Raw genomic sequence first — 21608 nt, 5'->3', positions numbered from 1 at the left:
TGATGAGCACTGCCACCGAACCCTCCGCCGAGACCGCTCCGACCGATCAGCAGGCCGACCAGCCGCTCGTGTCGGTCGCCATGGTGACCCTCGGGTGCACCCGCAACGAGGTGGACTCCGAGGAGCTCGCCGGCCGGCTGACCGCCGGGGGCTTCCGCCTGGTCGCCGACCCGGACGAGGCCGACACGGTGGTCGTGAACACCTGCGGGTTCGTCGAGCAGGCCAAGAAGGACTCGGTCGACACGCTGCTCGAGGCCGCCGACCTCAAGGAGACGGGGAAGGCCCAGGCGGTCGTCGCGGTCGGCTGCATGGCCGAGCGCTACGGCAAGGACCTGGCCGCCGAGCTCCCCGAGGCCGACGCGGTGCTCGGCTTCGACGACTACCCCGACATCGCCGCCAAGCTCCGCTCCATCCTCAGCGGCGAGACCCACCACCCGCACACGCCCCAGGACCGGCGCCTGCTGCTCCCGATCTCCCCGGTCGAGCGCGACGCCTCCGCCATCTCGGTCCCCGGCATGGCGGCCGTCGACCAGGTGCCCGGTTTCGCGGGACGTACGCGGCTCGACGACGCCCCGTGGGCGCCGCTGAAGCTCGCCTCGGGCTGTGACCGCCGCTGCACCTTCTGCGCGATCCCGCAGTTCCGTGGCTCGTTCGTCTCGCGGCGCCCCTCCGACGTGCTCCACGAGGCCCAGTGGCTGGCCCAGCAGGGCGTCAAGGAGCTCTTCCTGGTCTCGGAGAACTCCACCTCCTACGGCAAGGACCTCGGCGACATCCGGCTGCTCGAGACGCTCCTTCCCGAGCTCGCCGGCATCGACGGCATCGAGCGCGTACGCGTCTCCTACCTGCAGCCCGCCGAGACCCGGCCCGACCTGCTGAAGGTCATCGGCACCACGCCGGGGGTGACCCCCTACTTCGACCTGAGCTTCCAGCACGCCTCCAACGCCGTGCTGCGGCGGATGAAGCGGTTCGGCGACCCGGAGAGCTTCCTGGGCCTGCTCGAGCAGATCCGCGGCTATGCGCCCGAGGCCGGCGTACGGTCCAACGTCATCGTCGGCTTCCCCGGCGAGACCGAGGAGGACCTCGAGATCCTCACCGACTTCCTGGTCGCCGCCCGGATGGACGTCACCGGCGTCTTCGGCTACTCCGACGAGGAGGGCACCGAGGCCGCCGGCTTCGACGACTCGCTCAAGCTGGACGAGGACGAGATCCGTGCCCGCGTCGAGCACGTCAACGAGCTCGTCGAGGAGCTCACCGCCCAGCGGGCCGAGGAGCGGATCGGGGAGCAGGTCGTCGTGCTCGTCGAGGAGGTCGCCGACGGCGAGATCCTCGGCCGGGCCGCCCACCAGGGTCCCGAGGTGGACGGGATGACCTCCCTCGAGGGCGACGTCGAGGGCGTACGTCCGGGTGATCTCGTGACCGCCACGGTCATCGCCTCCGAAGGCGTTGACCTGGTCGCCTCGGTGAACGGTTAGGGTGCAGCCCGTGAACGAGCAGCCGCAGAATGCCGACGCCGTCGTCAAGACCAGCAACTGGAACATCCCCAACGCGCTGACCACGCTGCGGATCATCGCGGTGCCGTTCTTCGCGTGGGCGCTGCTCGCCGACGGCGGTGACAACCCGACCCTGCGATGGGTCTCCTTCGTGATCTTCGCGCTGGCGATGATCACCGACAAGATCGACGGCGACCTGGCCCGCAAGCACAACCTGGTCACCGACTTCGGCAAGATCGCCGACCCGATCGCCGACAAGGCGGTCACCGGGATGGCCTTCATCGGGCTCTCGATCGTCGGTGACATCTGGTGGTGGGTGACCGTCATCGTGCTGCTGCGCGAGTGGAGCGTCACGCTGCTGCGGCTCTCGGTGCTGAAGCGGATCGTGATCGCGGCCGACCAGCTCGGCAAGATCAAGACCACCGTCCAGGCCGTCGCGCTCGGCGGTCTGCTGCTGCCGCTGCCGCACGGTTCGGCCCACGGCGGCGCCTTCGGTGACGCCCTGGTGTGGGAGCTGCTCTTCTACGCCTTCCAGATCTGCCTGGCCGTCGCGGTGGCCCTGACGATGTGGTCCGGGTTCCAGTTCTTCCAGGGCGTGTGGAAGCAGCGCGCGTCGCTCCGATCCTGAATTTCGGGTAGTTGTAACTCCGTTACCGGACGTTCATCGAAGATCCCCGCGAAGAAGGTGTACGCGGCGTTATTGTCGCCGTTCGGTCGGTGCTGAATCGGGCAGACCGCCGATCGCCCTCTACCTTCCACACGCGGGGAGTCACCCATGTTCTCAGCACGTCAGGTGCTCGGTTCGATGGTCGGCCTGACGGCCGCCGTCGCAGGCATCGGCGCGGTCGCCATCCCGACCGCGCGCGCCGCCACGGCTGCCGAGGCCGTCGCCATCGCCGACATCCAAGGCACCGGCACCACCAGCCCGCTCGTCGGCCAGACGGTCACGACCAGCGGCATCGTCACTGCCGCCTACCCCTCGGGCGGGTTCTTCGGCTTCTACCTCCAGACCCCCGGCACCGGCGGGTCGCTCGACCTCGGGTCCCACGACGCCTCCGATGCGGTCTTCGTCTACCAGCCCCGCTCGGCCGGTGCCGTCACGGTCAAGCCGGGCGACGCGGTGACGGTGACCGGTGCGGTGACCGAGTACGTGGGGCTGACCGAGGTGTCCGTGCCCGCGGCCACCGACATCGTCACCGACGGCACCGGGACGATCGAGCCGGTCGTCTCGCAGTGGCCGGCGACCGACGCGCAGCGGGAGTCGCTGGAGGGGATGCTCTTCGCGCCCCAGGGCGACGTCACCGTCAGCAACACCTACGGCGTGGAGAACTTCGGCGAGCTCGGTCTCGCCCACGGCGACCACCCGCTGCTCCAGCCGACCGAGGTGGCCCGGCCCGGGTCCGCCGAGGCGGAGGCCGTCAGGGCCGACAACGCCGCCCGCGGGATCGTGCTCGACGACGGCTCCTCGACCACGCTGCGCCCGCCGACGAGCCGCACCATCCCCTACGTGTCCAACACCGCCCCCGTCGTGGTCGGTGCCCCGGTCGACTTCCGCGGCCCGGTGATCTTCTCCGAGGGCGGCTCGCCCTCGGCGCCCACCTACCGCCTCCAGCCCACCCAGGTCGCCACTGCGGACCCGGCTTCGTGGCCGGCTGACTTCGGCAACGTACGCAGCGACGCCCCGGACGAGCGCAAGATCGGCCGTCGCGCCGACCTGAAGATCGCCTCGTTCAACGTGCTCAACTACTTCACCACGCTGGGCGACGCCGACGACGACAACGTCGGTGACGGTGGCTGCACCGCCTACAAGGACCGCTCCGGTGACGGCAACAGCGTCAGCGGCGGCTGCGACCAGCGCGGTGCCTGGGACCCGGCCGACTTCGGTCGCCAGCAGGCCAAGATCGTCTCCGCGATCAACGCGCTCGACGCCGACGTCGTCGGGCTGATGGAGATCGAGAACTCCGCGCGCCTGGGCGAGACCCCCGACGAGGCGACCAACTCGCTGGTCGCCGCGCTCAACGCGGCCGCCGGCCGCAAGCTCTGGACGGCCAACCCGTCCTCGGCCGAGCTGCCCGACGCCTCCGGCGCCGACGTGATCACCAACGCGATCATCTACAAGCGCGCGGCCGTACGCCGCATCGGCGAGGCCCGCGCACTGGGCGACCAGAGCGGCGACGACCAGGCCTTCGGCAACGCCCGCGAGCCGATCGGGCAGGTCTTCAAGCCCGCCGACGGCGGCGCGCCGTTCCTCTTCGTGGTCAACCACTTCAAGTCGAAGGGCTCGGCCGGTCCGTGGCCGGGCGACGGCGACACCGGCGACGGTCAGGGTGCCTCCAACGAGTCCCGGGTCCGGCAGGCCACCGCGCTGGTCTCCTGGGTCTCCTCGATCCGCGCCGAGACCGGCGTCACCGACGTCGCGCTCGCCGGCGACTTCAACTCCTACACCCAGGAGGACCCGATGCAGGTCCTCTACGAGGCCGGCTTCGCCGACTCCGAGACGCTGAGCGGCAACGAGGAGTACAGCTACTCCTTCTCCGGCCTGTCCGGCTCGCTCGACCACGTGCTCCTCAACCGGCACGCCCAGCGCCGCTTCACCGGCTCCGACATCTGGGGGATCAACTCGGGCGAGTCCGTGCTGCTCGAGTACAGCCGCTACAACTACACCGGCGCCGACCTGCACACCGACTCGCCGTACCGCTCCTCCGACCACGACCCGGTCGTCGTCGGGCTGACGCGCACGGCGGGGTAGGCGACACGACCCGCGCGGCCCGGTCACCGATGTGGTGACCGGGCCGCTACCTTGTCCGTATGGCAGCAGTCGATGATCTCCATGCCGCTCTGCGGGACGCCGGCGCGACCCTGGCGACCGCCGAGTCCCTGACCGCCGGACGCCTCGCGGCCATGCTCACCGACCCGCCGGGAGCGTCGAAGACGTTTCGCGGGGGTTTCGTGACGTACGCGACGGAGCTGAAGCACATCCTGCTGGGTGTCCCCATCTCGGTGATCGAGACGGTCGGGGTGGTCTCCGCGGAGTGCGCCGCGGCGATGGCCGCGGGCGCGCGGGAGCGGTCGGGCTCGACGTACGGGCTCGCGACCACGGGGGTGGCCGGGCCCGAGGAGCAGGAGGGAAAGCCCGTCGGGACGGTCTATCTGGGTGTTTCCGGTCCGCACGGTGAAACAACGGCCCGTCTCGGGCTGTCGGGCTCGCGCGCAGAGATCCAGCGTGATACGTGTTTGTTCGCTGTTGATGAACTACTCGGACTACTTCGGCGGGAACATCGAAGGGTCAGGTAGCGTTGGAGCCAGACGTCACCCAGATGTCGGTGACTTGTGACCTGTAGGAGGCTGACCGCAATGGTGCTCTTCCGTCGACTTCTCGGCGAGGTGCTTCGTGCCCAGCGGCTCGAGCGTGGGATGACCCTGCGCGAGGTCTCCGCAGAGGCGCGTGTCAGCCTCGGCTACATCTCCGAGGTCGAGCGTGGCCAGAAGGAGGCCTCCTCCGAGCTCCTCGCCTCGCTCTGCAGCGCTCTCGATGTCGCCCTCTCCGACGTGCTCCGCGACGTCTCCGACGCCGTGGCCCTCGAAGAGGCCACCATCCTGCGGATGCCTGTTCGCGCCGCGGCCGACGCCGCAGCGGCCTGATCTTCCCCAATCTGGAGGATCTCTCGTTGCCGGTGTCTCACAGCGCGCGTTTCCGTCTCCTTGCCTGATGTGGACCCACCACGGGTCCGCGCGGTTCATGGGGAGATGGTGCAATGCGCATGGCTGTCGAGAACGAGCGTCCAGACCTGGCGATCCCGGCGCCACGGCCCGAGGGTGACTCGGTTTCTCCCGACCTGCTCGAGGCCGAGCTGTTCGGGCTGGAGGAGACGCTGAACATCCTTCGCGACGAGTTCACCTCGGTCGCTCCCGGCGAGCGCGCCCACGTCGCCCGCCACATGCGCGAGACCCGGGTCCGGATCGCCCAGATCCGGATACGGCTGCTGCACGGCCGCTAGGACTGGCACGTGCCGCAGTAGTAGGCCGGGCGCTCCTTGCTGAGCGGGCCGACCTTGGCCACGGTCACGGTGCCGCCGCAGCGTCGGCACGCCCGGCGGCCGTAGACCCACATCTGCCGGGAGCGCGACCAGTCGGCCTGCATCAGGTCGCGGGTGCGCTGCAGGATCCGGGGGAGTCTGTCGCCCGCCTCGGCGACCGTACGCAGCGGGTTGATGCCGGCGATGAAGCAGGTCTCGGCGGCGTAGATCGTGCCGATCCCGGCGAGGTTGGTCTGGTCGCGAAGCGCCTCGAAGAGCGGCCGGTCCGGCTGCCGGGCGAGGCGTTCGAGGGCCGTGTCGGCGTCCCAGGTGTCGGCGAGGATGTCGGGGCCGAGGTGGGCGACCGGACGTTCCTCCTGGTCGCGGGGGAGCAGCTCGACGATGCCGAGGAGGAAGCCGACGGCCTCCTTCTTCTCGGTGCGGAGCACGACCCGTGCCTGGAACGCCGGCTTCGGCCAGCGCTGCCCGGCTTCGAGGACCCGCCAGGACCCCTCCATCTTCAGATGGGTGTGGAGCGTCCACTCTCCGGTGCGATGGTCGATCCGGGTCAGCAGGTGCTTGCCGCGGGTCACCGTCCCGAGGACCGTGCCGCCGGAGAGGTCGGCCGTGGCCAGCTGCGGGACCCGGAAGTCCGTACGCGTCAGAACCTGCCCCGCCAGCCCCTTGTCGAGGGAACGGGCGGTGCGGAGGACGGCGTCGCCTTCGGGCACGTCGTCACCTGCTCTGCGCGGTCAGGCGCAGGCCGCGCGGGGTGGCGATGAAGCCGGCGTACTGGAGCGCCTGCCGCAGCGGGGTCTCACCCGAGCCGAGCAGCGGGGCGCCGTCGGCCTTCTCGACCGTCAGCCGTCCCAGGGCCCCTCGCCGGACGGCGTCGGCCAGCGCCTCGGCGCCCGGCTCGAGGAGGTTGGGATCCTCGGACCAGGTCAGCAGCGTGCGGCCGCCGCGCTCGACGTACATCGCCAGCTCGCCGTCGACCAGCACCACGATCGCGCCCGCCTTGCGGCCCGGCCGGTGGCCCTCCTCGGAGGCCGGCCAGGGCAGCGCGGCGCCGTAGGGGTTGGCGGGGTCGGTTGCGGCGAGCGCGAGAGCGACGGGCTTGTCGCTCGGCTCGACCCGGGAGAAGGTGCGCAGCCGGTCGACCGATCCCGCGGTGCCGAACTGGGCGGCACCCAGGCCCTCGACGAAGTAGCCCCGCCGGGCCCTTCCGGACTCCTCGAAGGCGCTGAGCACCTTGTAGACGGCGGCGAACCCTCCGGGCGTGCGCTCGGACTGGACCGCGCCGCGGGTGACCACGCCGTGGCGTTCCAGCAGCCGCTCGGCGGCCGCGTGGGCGCGCTTGGTGGGGTCGGGATCGGGCTCGGGAAGGATCGTCCAACGTCCGGCCGTCTCCGGGAGGCTCGCTCGCGCCGGCATCCGGGCGCCGCCGGTGTAGCGGCCACCGCGGGCCCTCGGCGGCGGCCTCCGGGAGCGGTGCGACGGCGTGCCGGAGCGGGTCAGCGCGCGCAGCGGGAGCAGGGTGTCGTTGCTGACCCGGCCCGACCAGACCAGCTCCCACAGGGCGGCGCTGAGATCGGCGTCGCTCGGGGTCTTGTCCTCGTCTGTCATCACCGTGCGGGCGAGCTGGTGGAAGAACCAGGCGCCACCGGGCTCGAGGGCTTCGAGGAGCCGTTCGGCGAGCGGGCCGGATGGCATCTCGGCGGGTGGTGGCAGGGTCAGCTCGGCGGTGTCGGCCGGGTGCAGCGAGACCCAGCCGTCGGTGCCGGGCAGGGTGCCGTGGCCGGCCCAGAGGACCTCGCCACCCGCGGTCAGCTCGTCGAGGAACGCGGGCTCGTAGTCGACCACCCGGGCGGGCAGGATCAGGCTCTCCAGTGCGCTCGCCGGGACCGGGCAGCCCGCCAGCTGGTCGACGACGCTGAGCACGCCGTCGACCCCGCGCAGCGCGCCCTTGCGTACCGATGTCTTCTGCCACGCCGGCAGGAACCTGCCCAGCGCCGCCGGCTCGACCGGCTCGACCTCCTTGCGCAGCCGGGCCAGCGAGCGCCGGCGCAGCATCCGGAGCACCTCGGCATCGCACCACTCCAGCCCGCTCCCGCCCGGCCGGAACTCCCCGTCGAGCACCCGCCCACGCGCCGAGAGCCGCGCCAGGGTGTGCCGCACGACCGCCTCGCCCAGCCCCAGCCTCGTGGCCACATCGGCAGCCGTGAACGGCCCGTGCGACCGCGCGTAACGCGAGACCAGGTCGCCCACCGGATCTTCGACCGGCTCGGTGAACGCCGACGGTACGCCCGGAGGAACCGCCACCCCCAGCCCGTCCCTCAGCCTGGCCACGTCCTCGACCACCGCCCACCGAGCCTCCCCGGCCACCCGCACCTCGACCACCCGCCGAGCCGTGGCGAGGTCATCGAGCACAGCCGAGACGTCGGCCCGGTCGGCCGAGGCGTCGCGTACGTCGGTCGAGGCGTCGGCCCGGTCAGCCGAGAAGTCGCTCGCGTTGGTCGAAAGGTCACTGCGGTCGGTCGAGGCGTCACTCCCGTCGGCCGAAACGTCAGTCCCCGACGTCTCGGCCGACGTACGTGACGCTTCGCTCGACGCGGCTGACGTCTCGGCCGACGTACGTGACGCTTCGGCCGACGCGGCTGACGCCTCGGCGAGGGTGGTGCGGGCGGTGATCTCGTCGAGGGTGAGGGGGCCGATGGTGCGGATGAGGTCGGTGATGCCTTCGGCGCCTCGAGCCTTCCTCCCGGGAGCGAGGCGCTGGAGCTCGGACTCGACCTCGGCGAGGACGTCGGGGTCGAGGAGCTCGCGGAGCTCGGCGCGGCCGAGGAGCTCGGCGAGGAGACCCTGGTCGAGGGTGAGGGCGGCGGCGCGGCGCTCGGCCAGCGGGGAGTCGCCCTCGTAGAGGAACTGGGCGACGTAGCCGAACAGGAGCGACTGGGCGTAGGGGGAGGGGGTCGGGGTGGCGACGTCGACGATCGCGATCTCGCGCCGTTCGATGCGCTGGAGGAGGCCGACGAGGGAGGGGAGGTCGTAGACGTCGCGGAGGCACTCGCGTACGGCTTCGAGAACGATCGGGAAGCTCGGATACTGGGAGGCGACCTCGAGCAACGCGGCCGAGCGCTGCCGCTGCTGCCACAGCGGCGAGCGGCGGCCGGGGTCACGGCGGGGGAGGAGCAGCGCCCGCGCGGCACACTCGCGGAAACGGCTGGCGAACAGCGCCGACCCGCCGACCTCGGTGGTGACCAGGTCCTCGATCTCGTCGGGCTCGAAGACGATGATCTCGCCGGTCGGCGCCTCGGCGTCGGTGTCGGGCAGCCGGATCACGATGCCGTCGTCGCTGTCGATCGCCTGCCCGTCGACCCCGTAGCGCTCCCGGATCCGGGCGTTGATCGCCAGCGCCCACGGCGCGTGGACCGGGCGGCCGTAGGGGGAGTGGACCACCAGCCGCCAGTCGCCCAGCTCGTCGCGGAACCGCTCGACGACGATGTTGCTGTCGGAGGGGAGGACATTGGTGGCCTCGGCCTGTTCGTGCAGGTAGGTGACCAGGTTGGCGGCCGCGTAGGCATCGAGGCCGTCCTCCTGCGCCCGGGCCTCTGCCTTCGCCCGCGGGAGCGCGCCGAGCTCACGGGTGTAGGCGCCGACCGCCTCGCCGAGCTCGGCAGGCCGGCCGAGCGAGTCGCCCTTCCAGAACGGCAGCCGTCCCGGGACTCCCGGCGCCGGCGTCACCAGCACCCGGTCGTGGGTGATGTCCTCGATCCGCCACGACGTCGCCCCCAGCGCGAAGACGTCGCCGACGCGCGACTCGTAGACCATCTCCTCGTCGAGCTCACCCACCCGCCGGCCGGCACCCTCACCGGCGATGAAGACGCCGAAGAGCCCGCGGTCGGGAATGGTGCCACCGCTGGTGACCGCCAGCCGCTGCGCTCCCGGACGTCCGGTGACCGTCCCGGCGACCCGGTCCCACACGATGCGCGGGCGCAGCTCGGCGAACTCCTCGCTCGGGTAGCGCCCGGCGAGCAGGTCGAGGGTCGCGTCGTAGGCGGAGCGGGGGAGGGTGGCGTACGACGCCGTCCTCCTGACCAGCGCGAACAGCTCGTCGACGTCCCAGGTGTCGAGGGCGGTGGCGGCGACGATCTGCTGGGCGAGCACGTCGAGCGGATTGGCCGGCAGGCTCATCGACTCGATCAGCCCGGCGCGCATCCGCTGCACCGAGACCGCGGTCTGGGCCAGGTCGCCGCGGTGCTTCGGGAAGAGTACGCCGCGGGAGACCTCCCCGACCTGATGACCGGCCCGCCCCACGCGCTGGAGCGCGGAGGCGACGCTGGGTGGTGACTCGATCTGGACGACGAGGTCGACCGCGCCCATGTCGATGCCGAGCTCGAGGCTGGAGGTCGCCACCACCGCCGGCAGCCGGCCGGACTTGAGGTCGTCCTCGATCAGCGCCCGCTGCTCCTTCGAGACGCTGCCGTGGTGGGCCTTGGCGATCACCGGAGCCGCGCCATAGGACTGGCCGGACTGAGCCATGACCTGCGCCGGGGGAGCTGTGCCGGGTCGGGTGGTCTCGACAGGCTCGACCACCGCGGGCCCCGGCGGCCCGGTCTGGAAGACCCGGTCGGAGGCGATCTCGTTGAGCCGCGCGGTCAGCCGCTCGGCGATCCGGCGGGAGTTGGCGAAGACGATGGTCGAGCGGTGGGCGGTGACCAGGTCGGCGACGTGCTCCTCGACGTGGGGCCAGATCGAGGAGGCCCGCTGCGGGTCGTCGTCCTCGTCCTCGCTGTAGGGGCTCGGCGCGGTCATGTCCTCGACCGGCACGACGACGCTCAGGTCCCACCGCTTCTCGGCCGGCGGTGCGACGATCTCGACGGGCTGGGCGCCTCCGAGATAACGGGCCACCTCCTCCAGGGGGCGCACGGTCGCCGACAGCCCGATCCGCTGCGCCGGCTTCTCCAGCAGGGCGTCGAGGCGCTCCAGGGTCAGGGCCAGGTGGGAGCCACGCTTGGTCGCCGCGACCGCGTGCACCTCGTCGACGATCACCGTCTCGACGTTGCGCAGGGTCTCGCGCGCCTGGCTGGTCAGCATCAGGAACAGCGACTCGGGCGTGGTGATCAGGATGTCGGGAGGAGCGGTCGTCAGGCGCCGCCGGTCGGCCGCGGCCGTGTCGCCCGACCGCACCCCGACCCGCACCTCGGGCGCCTCCACGCCCAGCCGCTCGGCGGTCTGCCGGATGCCCACCAGCGGGCTGCGCAGGTTGCGCTCGACGTCGACGCCGAGCGCCTTGAGCGGGGAGATGTAGAGGACCCGGCAGCGGTCCGACTTCGGTGGCACCGGCTCGGTCAGCAGCTTGTCGATCGACCACAGGAACGCGCTGAGCGTCTTGCCGGACCCGGTGGGCGCCACCACCAGCGCGTTGCGTCCGGCCCCGATGGCCTCCCAGGCACCGGCCTGCGCCGCGGTCGGCGCCGCGAAGGCAGCCGCGAACCACGTACGTGTCGGGTCGCTGAACCGCGCCAACGCCTGAGAGGTGTCGGTCATGAGGACAAACCTAGTCGCGACCACCGACACTCAGCGGCCACACTGACCTCATGCATCTCATCAACCTCTTCGGCCCACCGGCGGTCGGCAAGATGAGCGTGGGCAGGGAGATCGCGGCACGTACGCCCTACCGCCTCTTCCACAACCACGCCACGATCGAGCCCTTGCTGGAGGTCTTCGACTGGGAGATGCCGTCGTTCGGGGTGCTCAAGGCCGAGTTCCGGCGCCGGGTGATCGAGGAGGCGGTGGCCTCCGAGCTCCCGGGCCTGATCTTCACCTTCGTCTGGGCGCTCGACCTGCCCGAGGACACGCGGGCGGTCGAGACGCTGATCGCCCCGGTGGCCGCGGCGGGAGGGCGGATCGACTTCGTCGAGCTGTACGCCGACCTGCCCACGCGCCTGGGCCGCGAGGGCACCCCGGAGCGGCTGGCCGCGAAGCCGTCCAAGCGCGACACCGAGTGGGCCCGGGCCAACGTCGTGGACTGGAACGAGCGCCACGAGCTCTCCACCGGCCCGGAGGTGCCGTTCCCGCTGGACCTCCCGCACACCGTGGTCGACAACACCCGCCTCTCCGCGGCCGAGACCGCCGAGGAGATCATCACCCGCCTCGGACTGCCGACCGATCCCTGAACCTCGCGCGCCAGGCGCTCAGGTGTGGTCCAATCCCGCTGTGGACCTCGCGCTTGACCTGACCGACCGCGCGGTGAGATCCGCGTCGCTCTACCGGGCGCTGCGCGACGCGCTCGGCGACGGCAGGCTGAAGGCCGGCGACCGGCTCCCGGCCAGCCGCGCGCTCGCGACCGACCTGGGCATCTCCCGCACCACCGTCGCCAACGTCTACGAGCGTCTGGTCGCCGAGGGGTTCCTGGAGTCGCGCGTGGGCGCGGGCACGTACGTCGCGGCCGCCGCCGGCACTCGCGCGGCCAGCGCCCCGGGGTCCTTGAGGCCACGCCCGGGCTGGCGGTGGACGCCGCGGCCGACGAGCGCGGAGGCGGCGGTCCCGGCGTACGACCTGCGCGTGGGGATCCCCGACGCCGAGCTCTTCCCGTTCGACACCTGGCGGCGGATCCTGGCGGCGGAGTCGCGGCTGCGCGGCCACAGCCCCGGCGCCTACGCCTCCCCGGCGGGTCTGCCGAGGCTGCGCGAGGCGCTGGCACACACGGTCGCCTACCACCGTGGGGTACGCGCCGACCCGGACCGGATCGTGGTCACCAGCGGCACCCAGCAGGCGCTCGACCTCGTCGCGCGCGTGCTGCTCGAACCCGGTGACGTCGTCGCGGTCGAGGACCCGGGCTACTCCTCCGCGCGAGACCTCTTCGCCTCCCACGGCGCCCGCGTGGTCCCGGTCCCGGTCGACGAGGAGGGCCTGATCGTCGAGCAGATCCCCGAGCGGGCCCGGCTCGTCTACACGACCCCGAGCCACCAGTTCCCGCTCGGCGTACGCCTCTCCCTCCCACGCCGCCGAGCCCTGCTCGCCTTCGCGAACACCCACGACGCGGGCATCGTCGAGGACGACTACGACAGCGAGTTCCGCTTCACCGAGCGCCCCCTCGAACCCCTGCACGCCCTCGACGACCAGGGCCGGGTGATCTATGTCGGCACCTTCTCCAAGTCGCTGCTGCCGAGCCTGCGCGCCGGCTACCTGGTCGCCCCGGGCGCCCTCGTCGACAGCCTCCTGGCCGCCAAGCAGCTCGGCGACGGCTTCGGCCCCGTCCAGCCCCAGGCCGCCCTGGCGCGCTTCCTCGAGGAGGGCCTGCTCGCCCGTCACGTACGCAAGGCGTCCAAGACGTACGCCGAGCGCCGCTCGATCCTCCTGGAGACCCTCGACACGTGGCCGGTCGAGGTGCTCCCGTCGGCCGCCGGGCTGCACCTCTCCGCCTACGCCGACCTCCCTGCCGACTTGTCCGAGCGTGCCGCGGCCGAGGGCCTGGCGCTGGACACGATCTCCGCCCACCGTCTGCTGGCCGGTCGTGACGGGCTCTTCCTAGGCTACGGAGCCGTCCGGACAGAGAGCCTCCCGCACGGGCTGGAGCTCCTGGCCAGGCTCGCCGGCTGGGCGTGAACGGCCTCGTCGGGAGCTGGCCAGCGACCACACCAGACCGGCGCCGCCGCACACGACCGGACCGAGCAGATGAGCGCCGGTGAGGCCCAGCAGGATCAGCGCCGCGACCAGCGAGCAGACCGCCGCCCACCACGACCGTGAACCCCGCGGGAGCAGCCGCAGCGCGGCCGCCGCCCCCACCACGTAGAGCAGCGAGAACGTCCCCGAGGCCATCAGCAGCGCCGCATCGGTCGAGGCACCGGCGACCCAGGTCAGCGCGAGCGTGCCGAGCGCGACCCCGCAGATCGCGAGCAGCGAACGCCGCGGGATCGCGCCCGGCGGGTCGGCCAGGACCTTCGGCAGGCCGCCCTCACGGGCCAGCGACGCGCCGAGTCGTGAGCCGCCCGCGAAGTAGGCGTTGATCGCCCCGATGGTCAGCAGCACGGCGACCACGGCGGTCACCGGGCGCGCCGGCTCCCCGAAACCCAGGACGAGCAGGTCCGCCAGCGGAGCGGCACCGGAGGTGGACCCGAGCGCCGCCACCGTCGCGAACGCGATCCCGAGGTAGAGCACCGTCACGACCACCAGTGCGATGGCCGTCGCCCGGCGGATGTCGCGCGCCGGGTTGTGGTAGTCGGCCGAGAGCGAGGAGAGGATCTCCCAGCCCGCGAACGCCCACACCAGCATCGCCGCGGCCGTGCCGACCGAGCCCCACCCGTGCGGTGCGAACGGTGTCAGCCGGCCGAGCTCGGCATGCGGCAGCGCCACCACGACCGCCACCGCGAGCAGGAGCGCGATCGCCCCGGCGATCCCCAGCTGCACGCCTCCGGAGACCTTGATCCCGAACCAGTTCATGACGGTGACCAGCACGATGATCCCCGCGGTCGCGGCGAGGGACATGGTCTGGCCCCCGCCGAAGGCGTCGGCGACGTACGCCCCGCCGAACCCGGCCGCGACCGGCGCCCCCACGCCGATGGTCAGGTAGAACGCCCAGCCCACCATGGTCGCGACGTGCTGGTTGAAGGCGAGCCGTGCGTACGTCGCCACCCCGCCGCCGTCCGGGTGCCGCGCCCCCAGCGCGGCGAAGGTCCCGGCCAGCGGCACCGAGAGCACGATCAGGGCGAGCCAGGCGACCAGCGAGGCCGGTCCGGCCTCGCTCGCCGCCAGCGCGGGCAGGGAGATGACACCGGTGCCGAGCACCGCACCGAGGGTGAGGGCCGCGCCCTGGGGCACGGAGAGTCCGTCGTTCTTCACGAGGAAAACGCTAGTGAGCGCGGACCCCTCCGGGCCCGGCCAATCGGCCGCTCGTCTCCTGGGCCAATCCTGGGCCAATCCTGGGCCAATCCTGGGCCGATCCTGAGCCGATCCTGGGCGGCTCAGCCCTGACGTACGTTCCTCCGCACCCGCTCCTCGTACGCCGCCCGGGCCGCCGGGTCGACGCCCGCGAGCAGCTGGGAGGCGTTGGTGGCCCGGTCGACGAAGTCCTGGAAGCGGCGCGGCATCGCCTGGGTGATCTTGGTCAGCGCCTGGGCCCAGTTGGGCACCCAGACCTCGGGCCGCGGCTCGCGGATGACCGACTCGATCGCCTCGGCGACGTCCTCGGCGGTGACCGGCTTCATCCCCTTGGCGGGTGGCACCCCGTCGGCGAGCTCGGTCTGCACGACCGACGGCAGGACGAGCGAGACGTCGACCCCCGCCGGTGCCAGCTCCATCCGTAGCGCCTCGGAGAAGCCGACCACGGCGAACTTCGAGGCCGAGTAGGTCGCGGCATCTGGCACCGGCACCCGGCCGACGGCCGAGGCGACGTTGACGATGTGGCCGTGGCCGCGCTCGACCATCGCCGGGGCGACCGCCTTGATCCCGTTGATCGGGCCGTGCACGTTGACCTCGAAGATCGCCCGGGTGAGCGCGTCCTCCTCCTTGAGGACCGGCCCGAGCGGCATGATCCCGGCGTTGTTGACCAGCACGTCCCACGGCCCCAGCTCCGCGACGGAGTCGAGGAAGCTGCGCCAGGAGGCGGGCTCGGTGACGTCGAGCCGGGCCGCCACGACCTGCGATCCGAACGCGTCCACGACGTCGGCGAGCAGGTCCGGATCCAGGTCGCCCACCGCCACCTTCGCCCCGGCGCGCGCCAGCCGCTCGACGGTGGCGCGGCCGATGCCGCGGGCGCCTCCGGTGACGATGACGGCGGATCCCTCGATCTGGCGTGTCATGACTCTCCTTCGCTGGTGCGGACCATGCTGCGTACGGCTTTCCGGTCGGTCTTGCCGACGCTGGTGACGGGCACGGCGTCGAGGATCCGCACCTCACGGGGGTACTTGTGGGCCGCGAGCCTCGTCTTCGCGAAGGCGATCAGCTCCTCGGGAGTGGCCCGCGACCCCGGATGGAGGGCGACGACCGCGACCACCTCCTCGCCGCGCTGGGCGTCGGGACGGCCGACGACCGCGGCGGCGGTGACGGCCTCGTGGGCGAGGAGCGCGTCCTCGACGTCGCGGGGGAAGACGTTGAACCCGCCACGGATGATCAGGTCCTTGATCCGGTCGTCGACGTAGAGGTAGCCGTCGGCGTCGAAGTGGCCGATGTCGCCGGTGTGCAGCCAGCCGTCGACGACGGTGGCCGCGGTCTGCTCGGGGTCATTCCAGTAGCCCTGCATCACCCCGGGACCGCGCACCCAGATCTCACCCTCCTCACCGGTGGGAACCGGTTCCCCATCAGCGCCGGCGATGATCACCTCGGCGTGCGAGAGCGGCTTGCCGACGCTCCCGGGCCTCGACTCCTCGATGGTCGAGGCGGCGATGACCGCGCTCGACTCGGTGCAGCCGTAGCCCTCCAGGATGGTCACCCCGAAGGCCTCCTCGGCCTTCTCCCGCAGCGCCGGCAGCAGCGGCGCTCCGCCGCTGCCGAAGGAGCGCAGCGAGCTCAGGTCGTAGTCCTGGTAGGGCTGGTCGAGCAGCATCTGCAGCATCGACGGCACCACCGTGCTCGACTCGACCCGGTGCTCCTGGGCGAGCTCGAGCCACCCCTTGGCGTCGAACCAGCGCTGCAGCACCGAGCTCTGCGGGCGAGAGGAGTGCATGCCGCTGATGACCACGATCAGGCCGTACGCATGGGAGAGCGGCAGCGGCAGCAGCCACCGGGTGTTGCCCTGGCTCTCGCCGACCCGGTGCAGCGCGTGGCCGGACTCCCACAGCCCGCGGTGGCTGAGCATCACGCCCTTGGCCCGACCGGTGGTGCCGCCGGTGTAGAGCAGCGCCGCGAGGTCGTCGTCGCCGCGGGGCGCGATGTCGATCGGGTCGGCCCTCTCCAGACTCTCGTACGCCACCACCCCCGCCTCCTCGACGCCTCCGGCGACGATGACGGCGAGCTCGAGCCCCTCGGAGGCCGCCCGGATCAGCGGCAGCAGCTCGGGCGTGACGATGGCCGCCCTGGCCCCGGAGTCCTCCAGGATGTGGCGCAGCTCGGGTGGGGTCTGCAGGAAGATCACCGGCGTCACGACCGCGCCGACTCGCCACAGGGCGCGGTAGCTGACGAAGACCTCCGGGGTGTTCATGGTGAGCACCACGACCCGGTCGCCCGGCTCGATCCCGAGCTCCCGCAGGCCGCCGGCGACCCGGGCGGACCGCTCGGCGATCTCTGTGGAGGAGTGCCAGGTGCCTTCGAAGAAGACCATCGGGTGGTCGCCGTGGCGGGCGTAGGACTCCTCGGCCAGCACCGCCAGGTTGTGCTTCCCCGGCTCGCTCATCCCCCTCTCGGTCATCGCAGCCCCATCTTCCGCAGCGCCTTGAGCTGTCCGTTGCCGAGCTTGACGAACTTCTCCACCGTCTGCCCCTTCAACGGCCCGATCGGCCCCATCCGGGAGGCGGCCACGGTCTGGGCGTCGGTGAACTTCCGGATCCCGTCCGCGCCGTGGCGGCGGCCGAGCCCGCTCGACCCCATGCCACCCATCCCGGCCTCGATGCTCCCGGCCGCCAGGGCGGCGCCGTCGTTGATGTTGACCGCGCCCGCGCGGATACGGCGGGCGATCATGTCGGCCTCGCGTACGTTCTTGCTGAACACGCTCGCCGAGAGCCCGGCCTCGCCCTGGTTGGCGATCCGGACCGCATCCTCGTCGCTCTCGGCTCGGTAGAGCGCGAGGACCGGGCCGAAGGTCTCGCCCAGGCACAGGTCCATCTCGTCGGTCACGCCCTCGAGCACGGTCGGAGCGAAGGCGAAGGGGCCGACCTCGGCGAGCGGCTCGCCGCCGGCGAGCACGGTCGCACCCTTCGCGACCGCGTCGGTGACGTGGGCGGTGACCTTGTCGAGCTGCGCCTGGGAGGCCAGCGAGCCGACGTCGGCCGAGTAGTCGAAGGTCTGCCCGACCACCTGGCCCTCCGTCTCGGCGACCAGCGCCTGGCGGAACGTGTCGTAGACGTCCGTGTGCACCACCACGCGCTCGATGTGGACGCACATCTGGCCGGTGTTGGCGAAGGCCGCCATCACCGTACCGCGCGCGGCCTGGGCGAGGTCGGCGTCGCGGCGGACGATGAGCGGGTTCTTCCCGCCGAGCTCGAGGGACGCGCCGATCAGCCGGCCTGCTGCCCGCTGGGCCACGATCCTCCCGGTGGCGGTCGAGCCGGTGAAGGCGATGTAGTCCACGTTGTCGATGACCGCCTCGCCGGTGGCCGCTCCCGGCCCGGTGACGACCTGCCACACGTGCTCGGGCAGTCCCGCCTCGGCCATCAGTGCCCGCGCCCACAGCAGCGTCAGCGGCGCCTGCGGGTCGGCCTTGCTGAGCACGGCCGATCCGGCGAGCAGGGCCGGGATGGCGTCGCCGACGCCGAGATAGAGCGGGTAGTTCCACGGCGAGATGATCCCGACGACCTGCTTCGGCACCCGCACCTCCTTCACCGAGGTGACGCCGGGGATGGCCCCGCGGACGCGTTTGTCGGCCAGGTAGGAGGCGCCGCGGCGGGCGTAGTGACGCGCGATCGTGCCGACCTGCAGGATCTCCTGCCAGGCGTGGAACCGGGCCTTGCCCATCTCCCACTGGATCAGGTCGAGCACCTCGTCCTGGCGCTCGACCAGCAGGTCGTGGAAGCGGAGCATCACCTCGGCCCGGTCCTGGAAGTCGAGGGTCGCCCAGTCGGGCTGCGCCGCCCGCGCGGTGGCCGCTGCCTCGGCGACGTCCGCGGCGGTGACCGACGGGACCGGCGCGGTCGGCCGGGCGTCGTAGGGCGCGACGGCGGTCAGCGTGCCGTCGCCGCCGGAGACCGGAGCCGACACCCATCGGGTCCAGGAGGCGAGCCGGGCCTCGTCGATCCATCCGGGACGTACGCTCTCGGCTTCCGACGTCGTCGTGGTCATCGATCTCCTCAGATCCGGGTCAGGTGGATGGGGTTGCCGTCCTTCGGGAACGGCAGCGAGCTGTTGTCGAGGGGTGCGCGGTAGCCCGGGGAGACGCTCCACCGGTAGTCGCGCAGGAGCCGGTGCAGGATCGACTTGACCTCCAGCCCGGCGAAGTGGAGACCGATGCACTTGTGCACACCGCCGCCGAACGGCTCCCACGCCATCCGGTGGCTCTTGTCCTCACGGCGGTGCGGCGCGAAGCGCTCCGGGTCGAAGACGGTCGGGTTGGTCCAGTAGTCCTCCATCATGTGGCTGAACTGGACCCCGACCATCACCGCGGTGTCGGCCGGGATGCGGACGCCGAGGAGGCGGGTCTCCTTGACCGTACGCCGGATCAGCGCCGGCACCGGGGCACGCAGCCGCAGCGCCTCCTTCATCACCAGGTCAAGGCTGGTGAGGCTCTCGATCTCGGCCATTGCGGGGGCAGGGCCGAGATCGAGAGCCTCCTCGCGGCAGCGCTGCTGCCACTGCGGATGCTGGCCCAGGTACTGCAGCATCGTCGAGGTGGTGATGGTCGAGGTGTCGTGCGCGGCCATCATCAGGAAGATCATGTGGTTGACGACGTCGTCGTCGCTGAACCGCTCGCCGTCGTCGGTCTCGATGTGGCACAGCACCGAGAAGATGTCGTCGGTCCGGTTGGCGCGTTTGGCCGGGAGATAGTGGCGCAGGAAGCTCTCCAGCACCTTCCGTCCCCGGAACGCGCGGCCCCAGCGCGTGAACGGCACATCGGCACGTACGACGCCCGCGGCCGCCTGCACGCAGGCGATGAACGCCTTGTTGACCCGGTCCATCTCGGCGCGGCTGGTCTCGGCGGCGCCGCCCATGAAGATGTCCGCGGCGATGTCGAGGGTGAGCTGTTTCAGTCTGGGATAGGCCTGGAACGCCTGGGCGCCGGCCCAGCCGCGCATGCCCTGCTCGATCGCCGGGTGCATCGCGGTGGTGTAGGCGGCGAGCCGGTCCCGGGTGAAGGCCTCCTGCAGGATCCGGCGATGGGTGTGGTGCTCCTCGAAGTCGAGCAGCATCAGGCCACGGTCGAAGAAGGGGCCGACGATCTGACCCCACGCCGGCCCGTTGGCGTACGCCTTGTCCTTGTTGCGGAGCACCGCCTCGCAGGCGTCCGGCCCGAGCGCGACCACCCCGGTCTCGCCGGCCCGGAAGAACGGTGAGACCGGGCCGTACGTCTCCCACTGGTGCCGATAGAAGCCGACCGGGTCGCGCGAGTAGTCCAGCAGCCGGCCGACCCAGGGGAGGCCGCGGTCGCCGGGCGCGAGTCGTGGGATCTCGCGAAGCGTCTCGGTCGCTGTCATGGTGCCTGATCCATCGTGTCCGACCTCCCGATCCCGAGTCTCAGTCGAGGGTAGTCAAGTAGAACGTGTTCCCGCAGCATTCCGTGGGTATGGAATTTTTTCGGTGCGTTGTTGAGGTGTCTGTGGAGAGCTACGAATCAGTGGTGATCGGTGCCGGCCAGGCCGGGTTGTCGGCGTCCTACCACCTCAGCAGGCTGGGCGTACGCCATGTCGTGCTCGACGCCGAGCGGCGCCCCGGCGGCGCCTGGCAGCACCGCTGGGACTCGCTGACCATGCACGACGTGCACGGCGTGGCCGACCTTCCCGACGGGCGGGCGCCGGGGGACTCCGGCGAGCGGGCCAACGTCGCAGTGCCGAGCTGGTTCGGGCTCTACGAGTCCCTGCACGATCTTCCGGTGGAGCGTCCGGTCTCGGTGACGTCGGTGACCTCCGTCGGAGACCTGCTCGCGGTGCACTCCGCCGACGGGCGGACCTGGTTCACCCGCACGCTGGTCAATGCGACCGGGACCTGGACGCGGCCGTTCGTCCCGCACTACCCGGGAGCCACGAGCTTTCTCGGGGAGCAGGTGCACACCCACGACTATCCCGGTGCTGCTCACTTCGTCGGGAAGCGTGTCGCGGTCGTCGGTGGGGGAGCCTCGGCGGTGCAGTTCCTCGGCGAGCTCGCGCCGCTCACCTCGGTGCTCTGGATCACCCGGCGCGAACCCGTCTGGCGCTCCGACTTCGACGCCGATCGCGGGCGGGAGGCGGTGACGCTGGTCGCGGAGCGGGTCGAGGCCGGGCTGCCGCCGGCCAGCGTCGTCAGCGTCACCGGGCTCTCGTTGCGGCCGCAGGAGCAGGAGGCCGCGCGGCTCGGGGTCTACGAGCGCCGGCTGCCGATGTTCTCGCGGATCGAGCCGTCCGGGCTGCGCTGGGAGTCCGGCGCCTTCGAGCCGGTCGACGCGATCCTGTGGGCGACCGGGTTCCGGCCCGCCATCACGCATCTCGCGCCCCTCCATCTGCGCAGCTCACACGGTGGGATCCCGCTGCTGCGCGAGTCCGCGGACGTCCAGACGGCTGTCACTGCTGCGTACGATCCTCGCGTCCAGCTCGTCGGCTATGGGCCGTCTGCGAGCACCATCGGGGCCAGTCGTGCCGGGCGTGCTGCTGCGCTCGCTGTTCGGCGGCAGCTGGGTGATCCTCGGGCGGCAGAGGGCGTGCTCTCGGGTGATGGACGGATGGTTACGTCGGGCGGGTAGGCCGGTGCTGCCCGGTGGTCGAGCTTGTCGAGACCACCTTGTGCGGGACGGTTCTTCGATGCGGGTGTGGGCTGCCGACCCGGTCTTGAGGGTCTTCTCGGGCTGGACAGCTGTCGTGGGCGTCCTGCGGGCGCTGCCGGGTGTTGTGGCGACCTGGTGTATCGCGGACCGGTGATGCCTCGGTGGTCGAGCTTGTCGAGACCACGCCCGCGTGTGACTGTTGCTGCGTGGCCGGTGTGGGCCGCCTACCCGTTCTTGAGGTCTCGATCTGGTCCGGCGTCAAGGACGCTCTGCGGGCGCTGGCGTCGTTGGGTGCTGCAGCAGCTTGTGTGTCGCGGACCGGTGATGCTCCGGTGGTCGAGCTTGTCGAGACCGCCCTGCGCGTGACCGATTCTTCGTGGCTGGTGTGGGCCGCCGACCCGCTTTCGAGGGTCTCGATCCGGTCCGGCGGCAAGGAAGGCCCGCGGGCGCCGGCTTCGCCGGCCGTTGCTGCGACCTGGTGTGTCGCGGACAGGTACCGCACCGGTGGTCGAGCTTGTCGAGACCACCCTGCACGTAACCGTTCTTCAGGGCTGGTGTGGG

The 21608-nt window shown here is 71.7% G+C and carries 17 protein-coding genes; 10 read left to right on the top strand and 7 right to left on the bottom strand.

Annotated features, from left to right (window positions below; translation table 11 throughout):
* The first annotated feature begins 68 nt into the window (after positions 1–68).
* The 6 genes from rimO (at position 69) to UG56_RS12645 (ending at position 5488) form a co-directional block, all read left to right on the top strand.
* Positions 69–1472 carry a 30S ribosomal protein S12 methylthiotransferase RimO gene (rimO, locus tag UG56_RS12670; RefSeq protein ID WP_218145213.1) on the top strand — a complete coding sequence of 468 codons (1404 nt, stop codon included), beginning with the start codon at positions 69–71 and terminating at the stop codon, positions 1470–1472.
* A 10-nt stretch (positions 1473–1482) separates the two neighbouring features.
* Positions 1483–2118 (top strand): CDP-diacylglycerol--glycerol-3-phosphate 3-phosphatidyltransferase, encoded by a 636-nt coding sequence (gene pgsA, locus UG56_RS12665; protein ID WP_045548566.1) that lies wholly within the window; start codon positions 1483–1485, stop codon positions 2116–2118.
* Positions 2119–2265: 147 nt separating this feature from the next.
* The gene (locus tag UG56_RS12660) at positions 2266–4239 is read left to right on the top strand and encodes an ExeM/NucH family extracellular endonuclease (protein ID WP_052693498.1); all 1974 of its coding nucleotides are present in this window, start codon (positions 2266–2268) and stop codon (positions 4237–4239) included.
* A gap of 59 nt (positions 4240–4298) precedes the next feature.
* Positions 4299–4784, top strand: coding sequence for a CinA family protein (locus UG56_RS12655; protein ID WP_045548557.1), 486 nt, complete (start codon positions 4299–4301; stop codon positions 4782–4784).
* A 60-nt stretch (positions 4785–4844) separates the two neighbouring features.
* Positions 4845–5132: a helix-turn-helix domain-containing protein gene (locus UG56_RS12650; protein WP_040754988.1), complete on the top strand. Its 288-nt coding sequence runs from the start codon at positions 4845–4847 to the stop codon at positions 5130–5132.
* A gap of 119 nt (positions 5133–5251) precedes the next feature.
* Positions 5252–5488, top strand: a complete 237-nt coding sequence (locus UG56_RS12645; RefSeq protein WP_045548558.1) for a hypothetical protein — start codon at positions 5252–5254, stop codon at positions 5486–5488.
* Here the strand turns inward: UG56_RS12645 and UG56_RS12640 are convergent.
* Both UG56_RS12640 and UG56_RS12635 read right to left on the bottom strand, forming a co-directional pair.
* Positions 5485–6237 (bottom strand): DNA-formamidopyrimidine glycosylase family protein, encoded by a 753-nt coding sequence (locus UG56_RS12640; protein WP_045548559.1) that lies wholly within the window; start codon positions 6235–6237, stop codon positions 5485–5487. The genes UG56_RS12645 and UG56_RS12640 overlap by 4 nt on opposite strands.
* Positions 6238–6241: 4 nt before the next feature.
* Positions 6242–11056 carry an Lhr family ATP-dependent helicase gene (locus tag UG56_RS12635; protein WP_071327050.1) on the bottom strand — a complete coding sequence of 1605 codons (4815 nt, stop codon included), beginning with the start codon at positions 11054–11056 and terminating at the stop codon, positions 6242–6244.
* A 50-nt stretch (positions 11057–11106) separates the two neighbouring features.
* Here UG56_RS12635 and UG56_RS12630 point away from each other — a divergent pair, with 50 nt between their 5' ends.
* Both UG56_RS12630 and pdxR read left to right on the top strand, forming a co-directional pair.
* Complete coding sequence (locus UG56_RS12630) at positions 11107–11685, top strand: hypothetical protein (RefSeq protein WP_045551916.1); 579 nt, start codon at positions 11107–11109, stop codon at positions 11683–11685.
* Positions 11686–11725: 40 nt separating this feature from the next.
* Positions 11726–13117: a MocR-like pyridoxine biosynthesis transcription factor PdxR gene (gene pdxR / locus UG56_RS12625; protein ID WP_071327049.1), complete on the top strand. Its 1392-nt coding sequence runs from the start codon at positions 11726–11728 to the stop codon at positions 13115–13117.
* Here pdxR and UG56_RS12620 read toward each other — a convergent pair.
* The 5 genes from UG56_RS12620 to UG56_RS12600 all read right to left on the bottom strand — a co-directional run bounded on the left by UG56_RS12620 (position 13040) and on the right by UG56_RS12600 (position 19788).
* On the bottom strand, positions 13040–14350 hold the full coding sequence (locus UG56_RS12620) for an APC family permease (RefSeq protein WP_045551687.1): 1311 nt from the start codon (positions 14348–14350) through the stop codon (positions 13040–13042). The two genes, pdxR and UG56_RS12620, sit on opposite strands and share 78 nt — an antisense overlap.
* Before the next feature lie 122 nt (positions 14351–14472).
* On the bottom strand, positions 14473–15309 hold the full coding sequence (locus UG56_RS12615) for an SDR family oxidoreductase (RefSeq protein WP_045551688.1): 837 nt from the start codon (positions 15307–15309) through the stop codon (positions 14473–14475).
* Entirely contained in the window at positions 15306–16853 is a 1548-nt protein-coding gene (locus UG56_RS12610) for a class I adenylate-forming enzyme family protein (RefSeq protein ID WP_256206595.1), read from the bottom strand. Before UG56_RS12610 ends, UG56_RS12615 begins: the two co-directional genes overlap by 4 nt.
* Positions 16850–18439, bottom strand: a complete 1590-nt coding sequence (locus UG56_RS12605; RefSeq protein ID WP_071327048.1) for a succinic semialdehyde dehydrogenase — start codon at positions 18437–18439, stop codon at positions 16850–16852. The genes UG56_RS12610 and UG56_RS12605 overlap by 4 nt, the downstream gene beginning before the upstream one ends.
* A gap of 8 nt (positions 18440–18447) precedes the next feature.
* Complete coding sequence (locus UG56_RS12600; RefSeq protein WP_045550512.1) at positions 18448–19788, bottom strand: cytochrome P450; 1341 nt, start codon at positions 19786–19788, stop codon at positions 18448–18450.
* A 116-nt stretch (positions 19789–19904) separates the two neighbouring features.
* Here UG56_RS12600 and UG56_RS12595 point away from each other — a divergent pair, with 116 nt between their 5' ends.
* Together UG56_RS12595 and UG56_RS28685 are read left to right on the top strand one after the other, a co-directional pair.
* Positions 19905–21026 (top strand): NAD(P)-binding domain-containing protein, encoded by a 1122-nt coding sequence (locus UG56_RS12595; protein ID WP_371264386.1) that lies wholly within the window; start codon positions 19905–19907, stop codon positions 21024–21026.
* A 182-nt stretch (positions 21027–21208) separates the two neighbouring features.
* The coding region (locus UG56_RS28685) for a hypothetical protein (protein ID WP_218145208.1) at positions 21209–21608 on the top strand (400 nt) is incomplete at its 3' end.

The sequence above is a fragment of the Nocardioides luteus genome (assembly GCF_000960475.2).
In the GTDB taxonomy this organism is placed as follows: domain Bacteria; phylum Actinomycetota; class Actinomycetes; order Propionibacteriales; family Nocardioidaceae; genus Nocardioides; species Nocardioides luteus_A.
The sequence above is the reverse complement of the archived record's forward strand: the minus strand, read 5'-3'. Positions and strand labels throughout refer to the sequence as shown.

Excerpts from the sequence above, each read along its gene's own strand:
- UG56_RS12600 (WP_045550512.1), bottom strand. The coding sequence starts at position 19,788 with ATGACAGCGACCGAGACGCTTCGCGAGATCCCACGACTCGCGCCCGGC.
- UG56_RS12610 (WP_256206595.1), bottom strand. The coding sequence starts at position 16,853 with ATGACCGAGAGGGGGATGAGCGAGCCGGGGAAGCACAACCTGGCGGTG.
- UG56_RS12655 (WP_045548557.1), top strand. The coding sequence starts at position 4,299 with ATGGCAGCAGTCGATGATCTCCATGCCGCTCTGCGGGACGCCGGCGCG.
- UG56_RS12615 (WP_045551688.1), bottom strand. The coding sequence starts at position 15,309 with ATGACACGCCAGATCGAGGGATCCGCCGTCATCGTCACCGGAGGCGCC.
- UG56_RS12660 (WP_052693498.1), top strand. The coding sequence starts at position 2,266 with ATGTTCTCAGCACGTCAGGTGCTCGGTTCGATGGTCGGCCTGACGGCC.
- UG56_RS12605 (WP_071327048.1), bottom strand. The coding sequence starts at position 18,439 with ATGACCACGACGACGTCGGAAGCCGAGAGCGTACGTCCCGGATGGATC.
- UG56_RS12645 (WP_045548558.1), top strand. The coding sequence starts at position 5,252 with ATGGCTGTCGAGAACGAGCGTCCAGACCTGGCGATCCCGGCGCCACGG.
- UG56_RS12650 (WP_040754988.1), top strand. The coding sequence starts at position 4,845 with ATGGTGCTCTTCCGTCGACTTCTCGGCGAGGTGCTTCGTGCCCAGCGG.
- UG56_RS12635 (WP_071327050.1), bottom strand. The coding sequence starts at position 11,056 with ATGACCGACACCTCTCAGGCGTTGGCGCGGTTCAGCGACCCGACACGT.
- UG56_RS12630 (WP_045551916.1), top strand. The coding sequence starts at position 11,107 with ATGCATCTCATCAACCTCTTCGGCCCACCGGCGGTCGGCAAGATGAGC.